Here is a 14,917-nt window from a genome sequence, read left to right as displayed (position 1 = left end):
TTGCGTAGCTGGATAGTTTGAGAGCATCCATCGCAAGAAGGTGACTGTGACGCATCGAATGAAAATTATCATGATCTGGTTGTTGTTGATGTTGATCCTCGGGTTACTCACAACCAACGTTTTTCTGTATCGGGAACTACGAAAATATTACGCCTTGCTCTACAATTCGCAACTCGACCCCATCGGGCTGTCATATTTTCAAGAGGCAACGGACCAGACCACCAGAGACAAGCCAACGGTGGTTTTCTACGGCGATTCACGAGCGGCGCAATGGATCGCCCCCCAGACTGACGAGTACGCTTTTATCAATCGAGGGATCGGCAATCAAACGTCGGCGCAGGTGTTGCTCCGATTCGAGGAGCATATTCAACCCCTGCAACCCGATGCGATCATCCTCCAGGTTTGCGTGAACGACCTGAAAACTATTCCGCTGTTTCCCGACTCAAAAGATGAAATCATCGCCGCGTGCGAGAATAACATCGAAGCGATCATCCAGAAATCGCGCGGGCTTGATTCGGTTGTCATCCTGACGACGGTCTTTCCCACGTCTGGGAATGTTCCGCTCGCGCGTCGCCTCGTCTGGTCAGACGAAGTCTATGAAGCCATCGACCGGGTCAACGGCTTCATTCTGAATTACCAAGCCGAGGGCGTCGTCGTTTTCGACGCGGCGGGCATCCTTTCGAACCCTGAAGGCAACGTGAAAAGCGGATACGCGCGCGATCTTCTACATGTAAATGACGCTGGCTACAGCGCATTAAACACTGAGCTTGTAAAATTACTGGAGAGTCTCAAAATACCAAAATGAAATCTCATCGCATCGCTGTCTTTCAAGCGTTATTCGTCGTATTCCTCTGGGCAACCTCCTGGGTGTTTGTCAAAATCGGGCTGCAAGATATACCGCCGATCACCTTTGCAGGGCTGAGATATTTCACCGCCTTCCTCATTCTGGCAGTGTTCTTACTTTTCAGCGAGGCAAAACATGAGGTAAAGCAACTCTCGAAAAGGATGTGGCAAAGACTAGTCCTGCTCGGCATCCTCATGTACGCCGCCACGCAGGGAGCGGTCTTCGTCACGCTGGACTACCTCCCCGCAGTGACAACCAACCTGCTGATGAGTTTCAGCACGATCGGCGTGGCGACGTTGAGTATTTTCTGGCTTTCCGAAAAACCAAACTGGTTGCAGTGGGGTGGCATCCTGCTGGCGATCAGCGGCGCGATGATCTACTTCCTGCCGGTCTCCATTCGGCAAAGTCAAATGGTCGGCGTGATCGTCGGCCTGGCCGGCATGACGACAAATGTGATTTCATCTGTGCTGGGCAGAGAGATCAACCGCGCGGAGGCGCATCATCCCCTTCTTGTGACAGTCATCAGCATGGGCGCAGGCTCCATCCTTTTACTTGTGGCGGGCTTTGCCATCGAGCAACCGCCGGTGATGACTCTGCAAGGCTGGGGCATCATCCTCTGGCTGGCGCTGGCAAACACCGCCTTCGCCTTTACACTGTGGAATCACACCCTCCGCACGCTGACCGCAACCCAATCCAGCGTCATCGGCGGGACGATGATGATCTGGGTTCCCATCCTTGCCTACTTATTCATCGGAGAAAACATCACGAGCAAAGAAATTATCGGCTTGGTCGTAACAGGCATAGGGACATTGATCGTGCAACTCAGGAAATTTCCATCGCCGAGGAATCTAACAGACTCATAAAAACAAATATCCCGCCGACTCTCGCCAGCGGGATGAATATCCAATTCTCTAATTCTCCAAGTACAAATTACCACCCTTCGACAGGCTCAGGGCAGGCTTACCAATTACACACACCCCAATCTCTAATCTCTGCTCTTCTACTTCTCAAACACCCACCGATCCACATCCCTCGTCCAATCCACGAGTTCATCGTTCTTGAACCACAACGCAGTTTCGCGGACGCCAGTCTCGGGCTTATCCGAAGCGTGGATGAGGTTACGTCCCACCTCCAGCGCAAAGTCGTGACGAATCGTGCCGGGCGCCGACTCGACCGGCTTGGTCGAACCCACCGTCTGACGGATGGCGGCGACCGCGTTCGGTCCCTCCCACACCATCGCCATCACCGGCGCGGACGTGATGTACGCGATCAAACCGTCATAGAACGGCTTCCCCTCATGCTCCGCGTAATGCTGTTTCGCCAGATCCAAACTCACCTGCATAAATTTTGCGCCGACCAGTCGCAGTCCGCGCCGCTCAAAACGAGCGATCACCTCGCCGACCAATCCGCGCTGCACACCATCGGGTTTAACTAACACGAGCGAACGTTCCACAGATTCCTCCAAATAATAATTTTTAGACCTCACAGGTCTTCGAGACCTGTGAGGTCTGATTTAACGAAGTAACTCTTCCGCTTTCGTATACGAATCCAACGCGTCCTGCAAACGGTTGGCGCGCATATACGCGTCGCCCAACGATTGCCAAATACTCACCTCGACCGGGTAACGGTACAATGCCTCGCGCAGGTCGAAGATCACCTCATCGAGATACTTGCCTTTCTTGATGAGCTTCGCATACGTCTCGAGCGCGCCAGGGATGTTACTGCGCGAGAGTTCATTACGCGCGTTGCCCAGCGTCATATCGACAGGCGCGGTCAACATGCCCGTCGCTTTGCGAGTGACAGGTTCCTGATAGGTGGATACCGGCGTTGCCGGGCGCGGCTCCGCCTTCTTTACGGCGGGTTTGCGCGGCGCGGGCTTTGGCTCCGCTTTCGGTTCTTCCTTCGGCTCCTCAAACGATACCGGCGCCGGTGTTTCGGCGGGTTGCCATTCCTCGGCGCGTGTCGGTTCGATCTTCGTCGGCTCGGCAATCGCCTCACCGCTATCGTCGCTCAACCATGAGGGGAGTTCGCCGGTCAGCGGTTGTTTGTCTTCTTCATCGACTCCGCTCAACCAACTGGGCAGACTGCCGGTATTGGGCCGCGGCGCCTCTTCCAACTCAGCCACCGGCTCGCCTTGTCCCTGCCATTGTTCGTCTGCGCTCGCGCTCACAGGGAGTTCTGTTTCTGCCGCCACAGCAGAGTCGCCCTCCCCAGCGCTTTGCAACCATGAAGGTAAATCGTCACCTGTTGCGGGTTCAACCATAGGCTCGGGCGTGGTCTCCGACTCTTCCAGATTTTGCAACCAACTCGAGACATCAACATCTCCCGAACCAGAAAGCGGCTCAGATTTAGGCTCATCCAAGCTCTTCAGCCACATGGCAGTTTCGTCGGCTTTACTTTCGGCAACCGGCTCGCTTGCCGGGGTTTCCGCGTCCAGATTCTTCAACCACATGGCGGTTTCATCGGCTTTACTTTCGGCAACCGGCTCGCTTGCCGGGGTTTCCGCGTCCAAATTCTTCAACCACATGGCGGTTTCATCGGCTTTACTTTCGGCAACCGGCTCGCTTGCCGGGGCTTCATCGTCCAGACTCTTCAGCCACATGCCCGTATCCACCGCAGATTGCGACTCTTGCGCCACAGGCATTTCCACCGGTGCAGACTCACCGGTTTCCTTTGCTAGTTTCACCCAATCAGGCTCTTCCGCCGAACGTTCCTCGGGTTTCATCAACAACCCTTCGGTGGAACCTTGTTTGACGGCGAGGCTCTCCAACCACGCGAAGGCATCGTCTTCGGCGCTTGGAACTTTTGCCGGCTCTTCCACCGCAGGCGCGGGTACTTCGGCTGTCACTTCGGGCGCCGCCATCGTCGGAACACTGGCTTCGGGCTGAGGCTCATCAGTCAACCCCTTCGCTTGCTTCACCCATTCCGGTTCTTCCGAGGAGCGTTCCTCGGGTTTCATCAATAACCCCTCGGTGGAGCCTTGTTTGACAGCCAGGCTCTCCAGCCACGCAAAAGCATCATCTTCCGACTGCGGCGTCAAGCCAGCGGCGCCCATCGGCGCCGCAACAGACGGACCTTCCACCGCTGTGGGTTGCTCTCCCACCCCATCGAGAAAGTTGAGTTCCTCGGCAGGTTGGGCAGGAGTGGGCATGGCAGACTCGCTTTCCATATTCTTTAACCAATCCGGTTGATCGCTCGCAGTGGGTTGACTCACACTCTCGGTGCCTAACGATTTCATCCAGTCCGGCTGTTCAGTCGCGGCAGGCTGGGCATTTTCTTCTTCAGCGAACGACTTCATCCAATCCGGTTGTTCGGTTGCGGCGGGTTGTGCGGCTGGTTGCTCTTCGCCAAATGATTTCAGCCAATCGGGTTGTTCGGAGGCTGAGGACTGCGGCGCGGCGTTAGCCTCTGTGCCGCCCAGCGGTTTCAGCCAATCGGGCTCATCGCTAAACGCAGAGCCTGAGGCGTTCGCCGGTTGACCGAGGTCTTTCATCCAATCTGGAGATTCATCAAAGGATGCCGATTCTTTCCCGGGCAGGATGCTGGGATCGATACGATTCATCCAATCCGGGGTGGATTCGGACTCCTGCGCCGGGACAGACGCGGGCGATTCATCCGCCGGTTTGAGTTGCTTCACCCAATCGGGCATTTCTCCAGCCGCCAGAGGGGCGGCGGCAGTGGGAGGCAGTGTCTCCTCTTCGCTGACAAGAGACGCTTTACTTTCATCGAACTCGCCTGTCGATTGACCCCAGCCGGCATCCTTCAGAAAGTCGGGGATGTTGTCGTCCGATGGTGAAACAGCCGCACTGGCGAGTTGAGGCGGAACTTGAGTCTCCGTCTCAAATCCTTTATAGAGCCAGGTTGGTTCAGGTTCATCTTTCGGCTCCAGGCTGATCCCGCGTGATTCGCGCCAATCGGCCGGCATCCCCACAGGCTGGCCGCTCCAATCGAGTTTCTCGATCGAGATGGCAGAGTCGGGCGCTTTGGAGGTATCGAAGAGCGAGCCGCTCACATGCGCGGCGTAGGGGTCAAGTTCAATCACCCGTTGACGGTACGCTTGCACGTTGTCGGGTTTATCCGCGCTGAAAATTTCGACGAGCACGGCATTGGCATCGTAACAATACGGATACCGCCTCAACAAGGAGGAAGCCGCTTCCGCGGCGTCGGTCTTTTGCCCGCTTTTGTAATGGGCTTTTGCCAGCAGGGCGCTCATATCACTGCGCCCGGGATCTTCGGCAAGCACGCTCTTGATTTCAGAGATCGCTTGCGGGTACAACTCCCCTTTCACATACATCTGGGCAAGCGCGCCGCGCGTCATGCGAATGCGCGGAGACGGCGAATCGCCTCGAGCCATATACAGTCGTTGCAGTTCGCTTTGCACGGCGGCGTTCGAGGGCTGGGTTTCAAAAGCGCGCTCCATGTGCCAGATGGCATCATCGAGTTTATTCTCCTCATCGCGGATGATGCCCATGCCCACATGCGAGACAAAGTCGCTCGGCGCGCACACGAGGACGCGCGAGAAAATATCCACAGCGTCGCCGTATTTTTTCATTTCGAGGTACGCCTTGCCGAGCAGGCGGTACGTGTCAAGATGTTTTGGATGAGATTTCAGGATGTGAAGACAATGAGCCACTACCTCGTCCACCTGACCGCGGTCTAACATGGTTTCGATTTCGCGGTTGTATGCCCGCAGGGATATTTTCGCCATGAGTGTCAACTCCTGCCGCTATTATAACTCACCTTAATTGTAGAACAACGGCAACGGCTGGACGTCATCTGCGCTACATGTATGCCCGGCGAGAGTCATTTCGCGCGCCTCCGCCAGTTTCGCCTCATCGTCGGCGTGGATGGTGAAGAGCGGTTCGCCCTTTTGAACTTTATCGCCAACCTTGTGATGGACGACGATGCCAACCGCGTGATCGATCGCATCGGATTTCTTCGCGCGTCCGCCGCCGAGGATGACCGACGCCTCGCCCACGCTTCGCGCATGGACTTGGGAGAGGCTCCCGTCCATCGGCGACTCCACCACCTCGACATATTTCGCGCGCGGGAATTTGGAGGTGTCGTCCACGTAGGACACGTCGCCGCCCTGCGCCTGCACCAACAAGCGGAATTTCTCGAGGGCAGAGCCGTTCGCCATCGCTTTTTCGGCTTGGGCGCGCCCGTCGCCCAAATCTTTGGCGCGTTTGCCGATCACCAGCAAGTGGGCGCACACATGCAAACAATGTTCGCGGAAGTCATGCGGACCTCCGCCTTTCAAGGCTTCAATCGCTTCAACCACTTCAAGCGAATTCCCCACCGCATGTCCCAACGGTTGATTCATATCGGAAAGCAGGGCAATTGTTTCGCGCCCCGCCAGCTTGCCGATGTCCATCATGAGTTTTGCAAGCACACGCGCTTCATCGAGAGTTGCCATGAACGCGCCGAGTCCCACCTTCACATCCAGCACAATTGCTTGCGCCCCGGCGGCGATCTTCTTGCTCATAATAGATGAAGCGATCAGCGGCGTCGAAGGGACGGTTCCCGTCACATCGCGCAGGGCGTACAGTTTTCCATCGGCTGGAGCCAACGCCAGGGATTGACCGGTCAACACCGCGCCGATCTCTTTGAGTTGTTTTTTGAATTCTTCGGTGGATAAGTCCACGCGGTAGCCGGGGATCGATTCGAGTTTGTCGAGCGTGCCGCCGCTGAAGCCCAGTCCGCGCCCCGACATTTTGCCGACGGGCAGTCCGCACGCCGCCACGGTGGGAAGAACCGTGATACTGGTCTTATCTCCCACGCCGCCCGAAGAGTGTTTGTCTACGGCGAGGTCAACTACGTCGCTCAGGTCGAGCGTGTCGCCTGAATACGCCATCGCCAGCGTGAGGTCGGTGGTCTCGCGCGGCGTCATGCCGTTGAGCATGACCGCCATCGCAAATGACGACGCTTGATAATCAGGCACGTCGCCCGACACAAATCCTTTGATGAAAAATTCGATCTCTTCGCGGGTAAGTTCGATCTTGTCGCGTTTTTTGATGATGATGTCTACAGCGCGCATGGGAGGCTCCTTGTTCAGAATTGCAAATTTATTGTATCCGATTCTGCAAAGTAGGTCACGCTTGAAGCGTGACCTACTTTTATGATTTCACTAATTTGTATCCATCTTTCGCGTCTTGCACCGTCCACCCCAGCGCGGAAATTTTATCCCGCAGGCGATCCGACTCTGCCCAATTTTTATTCACCCGCGCGGCGAGACGTTCTTCCGCCAGCGCGGTCACTTCATCCGAAGGGTTGTCATCCCCTAGAGTCGCCGCGCTGACAACCATCTCCCACACATGAGGCGGAATATCTTTTTCAAGCGGATTTGGAATCTCCACCTCGCCCAACTCGCTCAGTTTGAACTTCGAGCCAGTTGGGTACATCTCCGGGTCACATTCGCGGACAATGGACACACTGCTCACCCCGCTCACTTCGCATTGATTCGACTCAATGTCCACGACGAGACCGGTGTGCTCATCCAAGCCGATGGTTTGATTTTCGACCGGGACGAGGTCGCACCATTCGGCGAAGCGATCCATGCCGATGAAACAGCGGCTCGTGTCGAGGTCCGCGCCGCCTTCGGCGTTGTTCCAATGCGGGATGAATGAAATGTGCAAGCCGAAATCGCCGAAGAGGTTCAACCCATCCACCGCGTGAACGTCCTGCCCCACTTTGTAAATTTCATACACCGGCAGCGCGTGGGCGCCGATGGAAATCGTGGCGGCGGAGGCAAAGATCAACGTGGCGCCGAGGCGATGGCGGGCGCGAATCACATCCCACGCGAGAGTCCCTTGCAAATTGCGAATCGCGTACGTGGGACTGCCCGGTCCCATGAAGATCATGTTTGCGCACAACAATGGCTTTACGATCTCAGGATCATCGGGGCTGAACGCGGAATTTTTCTTGCGGGCAGAGACGACATCCACGATAGGTTTGTAGTTTTGCAAACGAGTCTTCATAAACTCCCCCACCTTGCCAACCACCTGCGACGAGTTCAGTTCAAAACCTGCGGGCGTTTCAAGCAACGCGATGCGAAGCGGATCGTTGATCCGTTTTGCAAGCGATTCAAAAATACGTCCGCCCGCCAGCGAAGTTTCACCCGAGCCGAGAAATGCGATTTGTCCGATCGTCATATCAATTGGATGATGCGGTTAATTCATCTATTACGATTCTTGTTTCAGCAATTCTTTTGCTTTCGCCCAAATCGCATCGAACATTTTCACGGTCAGCCTCCCAGTCAACGTATTTTGCTGGCTGGGATGATAGGAGCAGATCAAGGATGAATTATGAAGGATGAAAGATGAAGACGGCAATGGATACACCGCTCCATGAGAAAATTTCCATTCCGAATTGCGGATCGAATAGATTTTCAAAATTCTCTCGAACGCGATACGACCAAGACAAACGATCACCTTCGGCTTGATAATTTCCAATTCACGTTCGAGATACGGCTGGCAGGTATTCAATTCTTCGAGACTCGGCTTGTTATCTGGCGGAGCGCAGCGCGCGACAGCGGTGATGTATAACTCGTTGAGACGAAGACCGTCGCTTCTCGACGTCGCCTCAGCCTGATTCGCAAACCCAGCCTTGTGCAACGCCGGGTACAAAAACCCGCCCGACGCGTCGCCGGTGAACGCGCGTCCAGTGCGATTCGAACCGTGCGCGCCGGGGGCGAGTCCCACCACGAGGACGCGCGCTTTCGGGTCTCCAAATCCCGGCACCGGCTTGCCCCAATATTCCTGATCGCGATACGCCTTGCGCTTGACGCGGGCGACTTCCTCCCTCCACGCAACGAGACGTGGACATTTGCGGCAGGTTATAATCTCGGCATTCAACTCATCAAGTTTCATACCTTCGATTGTATCAGGAGCCAAGATGAAGCCTTTGCGTAAAAACGTTGCCATTGCGATCGACGGAGGCGGCGTTCGCGGCATCATCCCAGCCAAAGCCCTGACCATGCTGGAGGCTGAGGTCGGCAAATCAGTTCATCAGATCTTCCGACTGTGCGCCGGAACGTCCACGGGTTCGATGCTGGCGGCGGGAATCGCAAGCGGCGCGGACGCAACGAGCCTCCTTCAACTCTATCTTAATATGTGTCCCGTTTTGTTTCGCAGATCATTCTGGACAATGTTGTGGCTGGTTCGCGGCTATCGCTATTCGCGCGAACCGCTCGTTCAGCAATTTGGAGAGATCGTGAAGGGCAAGACTCTCGGCGACTTGTGGAACGCATCCCCTTCGACCGCGCTAGTGACAACCACCTACGACCTCGTCTCGAATCGAACGCGTTTTATCAAATCGTGGTCGGAAGAATATCAGAGTTGGAGCGTGCTAGATGCCGTCCTCGCTTCGTCCGCCGCGCCTACTTATTTTCCAGTTTTAGACGGCCGCTTCACTGACGGGGGAATCGGCTCGTATGACAACCCCTGCTTCTTAGCCGCCTATGAGCTGACACATATCCTGCATTGGAAACATAGCGAGACCACGCTCATCAGCCTCGGCACCGGGCGCGCCCCCGAACATATCAAAGTGGGCGAACCGACTCGCTACAGCGCGATCCAATGGCTGCCAAAAGTTCTTGAAACACACTCACAAGACGCCAGCGACCAACAGATCATTCTGGTGAAAACCATGTATCCCGACCTGGATTTTCGGCGTTATCAGGTCGATCTGAAAGAACCCATCGCCGTGGACGATTACCACAAGTCGCCCGAACTGCTGATCTATGGCGAAGAAATGGGGAATCATTTGCTAAAGGATCAAGTTGATGAAGCCGAGATGGCGCCTGCTCCGCGAGTGCCCAAGATGAACAAAGCGCAGACTACAAAATCAGCATCGCGTCGCCGAACGAATAGAAGCGATAACCCTCGCTGACCGCAGTTGCATAGGCGGCGAGAATCATATCGCGCCCCGCGAACGCGCTGACCAACATCAACAGCGTGGACTTGGGCAGGTGAAAGTTGGTGATCATCGCGTCCACGATCTTGAATTGATAGCCGGGGAGGATGTAGAGAGAGGTGGGACCGAGGAAAGGGAGAATTGGAGAATTAGAGATTAGAGATTCAGAGACTGGAGACTGGAGACTTGTCCTGAGTGAAGTCGAAGGGCTGGCGGCGGATTCAAGCGTTCTCACCGATGTTGTTCCCACCGCAACAACTCTCCCGCCTCGCGCGCGGGTTTCGTTAATTGCATCCGCTGTTTCTTGAGTCAACTCGCACCATTCGCTGTGGATCTTGTGTTCTTCGGGGTTATCTTCATTCACCGGAGCGAAAGTGTCCAAGCCGACATGCAATGTAACATAGGCGACTCTTATACCTTTGACTTGCAACTCTTCGAGTAAGCGCGGCGTGAAGTGGAGTCCAGCCGTCGGCGCGGCAGCGGAACCGGGCTCTTTGGCATAGACCGTTTGATAACGTTCGGGGTCATCCAATTTTTCGTGAATGTACGGCGGAAGCGGCACATTCCCCACTGTGGAAAAATACGGCTCGATGGGTTCGGAGAATCTTATCAAGCGCTCCGATCCGTTCAATTCTTCGATGATCTGAACTTCGGGTCCCTCGTCCACTTTCGCCACCCTGCCTACGCGCAGACCTTTTCCTCCGACCAACGCCTCCCATGTGACTTCATCTCGGCGGCGCAATAACAAGAGTTCCACTCGCCCGCCAGTTTCCTTCCGCGCAAAGATCCGCGCAGGGATGACGCGCGTATGATTCAACACCAGCAGATCCCCCGCGTTGAGGTAATCCGTCACATCGCGGAAGATGCGATGCTCCAATTTTGCACTCTCACGATGCAACACCAACAAGCGCGACGAATCGCGCGGCTCAGCAGGCGTCTGCGCGATAGAAGATTCGGGGAGGTTGTAGTCGAAGTCGGAGGTTTGCATTTCGTTTGAATGATCTATGTCCCTGCATCCAAACGCTTACTGATCAAGCCAGAACAAAGAGAGTTTTTCTTTGAACGTTTTGAATTCAGAATCACCTGTAACCAAAGAGGCATTTAATTCAATAGCTAGAGACGCGGCAAAAGCATCGGCATAGGAAATTGGGTATTTCGCTTTTAGCCATGCCGCGGCAAGGATTCTTTCTTCGGTTGCATCATAGAAAGCAATCGGGAAGGCTTGCAAATCTGCTAATACAGTTTTGGCTTTATCGATTCCCTGCTCACGGCTGACGATATAAACCAACTCTCCAACATTCATCATGCTCATTGCAAGACTTATTTCCCCATCTCCCGCATCTTTTAATAGCTGAGTTACTTTTTCTCCACTGAGCTCAGCCTCAAAATGAGCGACCAAGGCGAATGCGTCCAACACAAAAAATTGCGCCATCTTTATGATCGGAATCGCTTGATCTTGGCTTCTTCACGCGCCAATTCCTCTTTTCGCTCTCTGAGCAGCGCCTGTGTCAGGGATTTCTTCCCCGCGTATTTTCCATATGTCGCTTCGATATGTCGAAGACGCTGCGCCTTCGACATTGCAGGTTTCTTAGCGCGCAAAATCTTTTGGATTTGCCTGTAGGTTTCTGGAGAGAGCTCTATTGTTTTTCCAGCAGGAGTAACCAAGCGTGGAGTTGCCATAGTAAATAGCCTTTCGTTATGCGGTAATTATACACCGAGCGCACGAAGGAGGATTTGGGGAGGTTTGCAATATTATTTTTGTATAAAGCGAGAGATTAAATTGAGGACAATGGTCAACACCACCGACACCAAAATCGAAGATGCAATCGGAAAATAGAACGAGCCGTTCTCGCCTTCGATGCGAATGTCACCCGGCAACCGTCCCAGCGGCAAGCCGAATTTCGCGGCGAGGTAGGCGCCTCCGCCGATAAGGAAGAGGATAATTCCGCCGAGCATCAAGTAGCGGGCAACGGAATCCATGCCTCTAACTTCCGCGTTCATACGGCGATGCGATCTGCACGTCCCCCATTGGATAATGCTTCACATTTCTTGTCACCACCTCAGCGCCCGTAACAAATGCGGTTGCCGCGATCAGGGCATCTGCCAATTCCATCTTGCGCACAGCTCTGTGTTGATTTAAGTACTCTCCCGCTTTACGAGCAATTGCTTCGTCCACATCAATAACGAGAAACAGGTTAAATAATTTCTCGGTTCGCTCTTGTTCACCAGGGCGCATCCCCGCCAGAATCTCCGTCAGGCTCACCACCGACATGGCTAGAATTTCACCGTCTGCCAATGTTTGGGTGAAATACTCGAACGTTTGGCGATGACCATGAAAATGGTCAATGGCAATATCGGTGTCAATCAGTTTCATCCGAGTCGGTCCGCGTCGAATCTAAACGATATCCTTTGCGAATTTCACGCACATACCTAAGCGAGTCGGCGGAAATGTCAGTTCGATCCGCCCACATCCCAAAACTTTCAGCCAGCGCTTCGCGAATCTTCTCGATGGGAGTGACGACCATGCGTCCCAATTTATCAATCGTGATCGCCACCTCCTGCCCCGCAGGTAACGCTTTTCGATATTCATCGGGAATGCTCAACGTATATTTTTGAGTGATCTTCGTAACGACCATGCGAACCTCCGATACAACGCCATTATACAACTGGGCGGGAAAACCCCGCCCCTACAACAACCTCGGCTGACCCTCTTCCACATAATCCAACCCCAAATGCTCATACGCGGACTTTGTCGCGACGCGTCCCTGCGGCGTGCGGTCTAAAAATCCGAGTTGCAAAAGATATGGCTCGACCACGTCCATGATCGTGTCCTGTTCCTCGCTGATGGACGCGGCGATGGTGTTCAAGCCGACGGGTCCGCCGTTGTATTTTTCGATGATCGTCCGCAGGACGCGGCGGTCCACATCGTCGAGCCCGAGCGGGTCCACTTGCAACAAGTCCAACGCTTCTTTCGCGACGGATTGCGTGATCGTCCCATCTGCGCGGACTTGGGCAAAGTCGCGGACGCGGCGCAGGAGTCGCAACGCGATACGCGGAGTCCCACGCGCCCGCTTCGCCACTTCCCTTATGCCTGATTCGTCAGCGGAGACTTTGAGCATCCCTGCGGCGCGCGCGACAATTTGACGCATGGCTTCGATGTCGTAATAATCCAAACGATAGACCGCGCCGAATCTCGCGCGCAACGGCGCGGTGACGAGAGCCAGTCGGGTTGTCGCGCCGACGACAGTAAAGCGAGGCAGTTTGAGGCGCAGAGAACGAGCCGAGGGTCCCTTGCCGATGACGATGTCCAACGAGAAATCTTCCATCGCGGGGTAGAGCACTTCCTCCACCGCGCGTCCGAGGCGATGAATTTCATCAATAAAAATGACATCGCCCGCGCGGAGGTTGGTGAGGATGGCGGCGAGATCGCCCGCGCGTTCGATGGCGGGACCCGCCGTGACCTTGACGTTGACGCCCATCTCGTTGCCCAACACATGCGCGAGCGTGGTCTTGCCCAAACCAGGCGGACCGTAAAACAACACATGATCCAACGCCTCGCCGCGATGTTTCGCCGCATCAATGAGGATCGAAAGATTCTCTTTCACTTGATCCTGACCGATGAGGTCGGCAAGTTGTTGCGGCCGAAGCGCGTTGTCCACGCGGTCGTCGGGTTTCGATTCGGGGTCGAGAGGGCGTTGTTTCGGCATGGAGGGATTATAGCAAATAAAACGGGCGACCCAATGAGCCGCCCGACAGGAAATGACAAACCTAGCCACAGAGCGCGCAGAGATTCTGAGATTTTCTCAAAGGTCTCCGTGTTCTCTGTGGCTAATGAAATTATTCCGATGGCTCGAACGTAACTTCCACTGTCATCCCCCACTTCAGGCGCGGATCAACATCATGCGCCGCGATTCGCACAGTGTAGATCACGTCACCGCCTTGCAACACGGACGAACCGCTGATCTCTGTGACAACGCCATTCATCGTCACATCAGGCAACGCATCGGCAGTGAACGTGACATTTTGCCCAACGGACAATTTCACCACTTCGAGTTCGGTCACGTCGGTCGTCTCGATCACCCACGCGGACGTATCCGCCACGCTCACGATTCGAGTCTCAGGGGAAACCTGCTCGCCCGCTTTGACTGCCACCTCAGCGACGACTCCATCGAACGGCGCGGTGAGAACATAATTGGAAAGATTCGCCTGCGCCGCTGTCACTTGCGCCTGCGCGTTCTCCAAACGAGCGGTTGCCAAGGCAAGTTGATCTTCGTTAACTCCGCTGGCGGAAGTTTCGTATTGATATTTCGCTTCGGCTTCGGTCCCAAGCGCGGCATCCAACGCGGCGCGGACGGTATCGCGCTCACGCGTGATCTCATCCAGATTGCGAATCGCTTCGTTGTAATCCTCCCGCGCGGTTTCGAGCGCGTCTTCGGCAGTCACGCGCTTGGAATTGTCTTTATCCAAATCTTTGTACTTACCAAACTCGTCCTTCGCGTCCTGCAGATCGGCGTTGCGATCTTCCACGTCGGCTCTCGCGTCTTCGATGCGGTCTTCGATGGAGTCAACGTTCAAATCTTCCCACTCGCGCTCGGCTGTCTCGCGGACTTCCTGCGCGTTCATGTAAGCCGTCCATGTGGCGGCGAGATTTGCAGAGCCGTTGCGGTTCAACGAGTCCAACGCTTGTTGCGCGCCGACCAGCTCGAGATTCGCGGCGCGGAATTGCGCTTCCGCGACGCTGGCATTCGAGAGACGCGCCAACTCATCGCCTCTTTTCACCGAATCGCCGATCATCACGTTGACCGATTCCACGATGCCAACTGCTCGAAACGTCAGGTTCGCCGCGTGGACGGGTTCGAGCCGCCCTTCGGCGATCACGCCCTCAGACGCCGCGACGCTCTCCGAAGCAGGAGCAGGCGTCCCCGTCGCCTGATTCGCGCAGGCGGTCAGGATCAAAGCGGCGATGAGGGAGATCATCATAAAAATTTTCGTTTTGTTTTTCATTGCATCCTTCTTTCTGTTTCCATAATAAATTCGCTGGTTGAGTAGGGCGAAGCCCGTATCGAAACCAGCAGGCTAGATTCAAACTTTATATTTCATGAATACTTGTGGTCTCGGTACGCCCTTCGACGCTTCGTCTTCGCTAGCGCTCCGCTCAGC

At 55.1% G+C, this 14,917-nt stretch carries 16 protein-coding genes; 3 read left to right on the top strand and 13 right to left on the bottom strand.

The features are described 5' to 3' along the window. Window positions 1-58 precede the first annotated feature (58 nt). Both IPM31_13610 and IPM31_13605 read left to right on the top strand, forming a co-directional pair. Window positions 59-805, top strand: coding sequence for an SGNH/GDSL hydrolase family protein (locus IPM31_13610; GenBank protein MBK9008015.1), 747 nt, complete (start codon window positions 59-61; stop codon window positions 803-805). Next, complete coding sequence (locus IPM31_13605) at window positions 802-1,707, top strand: EamA family transporter (protein MBK9008014.1); 906 nt, start codon at window positions 802-804, stop codon at window positions 1,705-1,707. Before IPM31_13610 ends, IPM31_13605 begins: the two co-directional genes overlap by 4 nt. Before the next feature lie 137 nt (window positions 1,708-1,844). Here IPM31_13605 and ndk read toward each other — a convergent pair whose 3' ends face one another. The 5 genes from ndk to IPM31_13580 form a co-directional block, all read right to left on the bottom strand. Continuing rightward, a complete protein-coding gene (gene ndk, locus IPM31_13600; protein ID MBK9008013.1) occupies window positions 1,845-2,297 on the bottom strand; it encodes a nucleoside-diphosphate kinase in 453 nt (150 codons plus the stop codon). 60 nt (window positions 2,298-2,357) lie between these two features. Then, a complete protein-coding gene (locus IPM31_13595; GenBank protein ID MBK9008012.1) occupies window positions 2,358-5,552 on the bottom strand; it encodes a tetratricopeptide repeat protein in 3,195 nt (1,064 codons plus the stop codon). 33 nt (window positions 5,553-5,585) lie between these two features. Then, window positions 5,586-6,881: a thymidine phosphorylase gene (locus IPM31_13590; protein ID MBK9008011.1), complete on the bottom strand. Its 1,296-nt coding sequence runs from the start codon at window positions 6,879-6,881 to the stop codon at window positions 5,586-5,588. A 79-nt stretch (window positions 6,882-6,960) separates the two neighbouring features. Continuing rightward, the gene (locus IPM31_13585; GenBank protein MBK9008010.1) at window positions 6,961-7,995 is read right to left on the bottom strand and encodes a cysteinyl-tRNA synthetase; all 1,035 of its coding nucleotides are present in this window, start codon (window positions 7,993-7,995) and stop codon (window positions 6,961-6,963) included. 30 nt (window positions 7,996-8,025) lie between these two features. After that, window positions 8,026-8,712 (bottom strand): uracil-DNA glycosylase, encoded by a 687-nt coding sequence (locus IPM31_13580; protein MBK9008009.1) that lies wholly within the window; start codon window positions 8,710-8,712, stop codon window positions 8,026-8,028. A 25-nt stretch (window positions 8,713-8,737) separates the two neighbouring features. Between IPM31_13580 and IPM31_13575 the strand changes: the two genes are divergently transcribed. Beyond that, complete coding sequence (locus tag IPM31_13575) at window positions 8,738-9,733, top strand: patatin-like phospholipase family protein (protein MBK9008008.1); 996 nt, start codon at window positions 8,738-8,740, stop codon at window positions 9,731-9,733. On the opposite strand, the gene queA is transcribed toward IPM31_13575, so the two are convergent. The 8 genes from queA to IPM31_13535 form a co-directional block, all read right to left on the bottom strand. Continuing rightward, a complete protein-coding gene (gene queA / locus IPM31_13570; protein ID MBK9008007.1) occupies window positions 9,681-10,745 on the bottom strand; it encodes a tRNA preQ1(34) S-adenosylmethionine ribosyltransferase-isomerase QueA in 1,065 nt (354 codons plus the stop codon). The genes IPM31_13575 and queA overlap by 53 nt on opposite strands. 36 nt (window positions 10,746-10,781) lie before the next feature. Then, a complete protein-coding gene (locus tag IPM31_13565; GenBank protein MBK9008006.1) occupies window positions 10,782-11,189 on the bottom strand; it encodes a type II toxin-antitoxin system VapC family toxin in 408 nt (135 codons plus the stop codon). A gap of 2 nt (window positions 11,190-11,191) precedes the next feature. Then, window positions 11,192-11,437, bottom strand: coding sequence for a hypothetical protein (locus IPM31_13560; GenBank protein ID MBK9008005.1), 246 nt, complete (start codon window positions 11,435-11,437; stop codon window positions 11,192-11,194). 72 nt (window positions 11,438-11,509) lie between these two features. Then, complete coding sequence (locus IPM31_13555) at window positions 11,510-11,737, bottom strand: DUF2905 domain-containing protein (protein ID MBK9008004.1); 228 nt, start codon at window positions 11,735-11,737, stop codon at window positions 11,510-11,512. A gap of 4 nt (window positions 11,738-11,741) precedes the next feature. Further along, window positions 11,742-12,131, bottom strand: a complete 390-nt coding sequence (locus IPM31_13550; protein ID MBK9008003.1) for a type II toxin-antitoxin system VapC family toxin — start codon at window positions 12,129-12,131, stop codon at window positions 11,742-11,744. Beyond that, the gene (locus IPM31_13545; GenBank protein ID MBK9008002.1) at window positions 12,118-12,393 is read right to left on the bottom strand and encodes an AbrB/MazE/SpoVT family DNA-binding domain-containing protein; all 276 of its coding nucleotides are present in this window, start codon (window positions 12,391-12,393) and stop codon (window positions 12,118-12,120) included. Before IPM31_13545 ends, IPM31_13550 begins: the two co-directional genes overlap by 14 nt. Before the next feature lie 51 nt (window positions 12,394-12,444). Next, window positions 12,445-13,464, bottom strand: a complete 1,020-nt coding sequence (ruvB, locus tag IPM31_13540) for a Holliday junction branch migration DNA helicase RuvB (protein MBK9008001.1) — start codon at window positions 13,462-13,464, stop codon at window positions 12,445-12,447. A 130-nt stretch (window positions 13,465-13,594) separates the two neighbouring features. Further along, window positions 13,595-14,761 (bottom strand): efflux RND transporter periplasmic adaptor subunit, encoded by a 1,167-nt coding sequence (locus IPM31_13535; protein MBK9008000.1) that lies wholly within the window; start codon window positions 14,759-14,761, stop codon window positions 13,595-13,597. Window positions 14,762-14,917: the final 156 nt, after the last annotated feature.

Source organism: Candidatus Defluviilinea gracilis (assembly GCA_016716235.1).
GTDB classification, from domain to species: domain Bacteria; phylum Chloroflexota; class Anaerolineae; order Anaerolineales; family Villigracilaceae; genus Defluviilinea; species Defluviilinea gracilis.
The sequence above is the reverse complement of the archived record's forward strand: the minus strand, read 5'-3'. Positions and strand labels throughout refer to the sequence as shown.